The organism is Bradyrhizobium sp. NBAIM08 (assembly GCF_020193935.1).
GTDB classification, from domain to species: Bacteria; Pseudomonadota; Alphaproteobacteria; order Rhizobiales; family Xanthobacteraceae; genus Bradyrhizobium; species Bradyrhizobium yuanmingense.
On the sequence record NZ_JADYVR010000907.1, the window covers coordinates 1 to 407 of the forward strand.

Below are 407 nucleotides of genomic sequence, written 5' to 3' on the forward strand. Positions count from 1 at the left end.
GCCTAACGGCGCTACGCGCCTAAACTGATTCCGATGGCCTTTCCAGCCACACGCCTGCGCCGCCTGCGCCAGACGGGCCTCCTGCGCGCGATGGTGCGCGAGACAGAGCTCACCCCGTCGCACCTCGTGCAGCCGCTGTTCGTGCAGCTGGGCACCGCCGAGCGCACGCCGATCGAGGCCATGCCCGGCGTCGAGCGGCTGTCGATCTCCCACGCGGTCGAGGAGGCCGGCGCCGCGCACGCGCTGGGTGTTCCCGCCGTGCTGCTTTTCGGCATCCCCGCGGAGAAGGACGCCAGGGGGTCGGGTGCCTACGACGACGAGGGCGTGGTGCAGCTCGCGGTGCGGGCGATCAAGGACGCCCACCCCGAGCTCGTGGTGATCACCGACGTCTGCCTCTGCGCGTACAC

General features: G+C 71.3%; 1 pseudogene. It reads left to right on the forward strand.

What is annotated here, in order from left to right:
- Positions 1-33: 33 nt before the first annotated feature.
- A pseudogene (locus tag I6F37_RS42655) lies at positions 34-407 on the forward strand (porphobilinogen synthase); the annotation flags it as partial.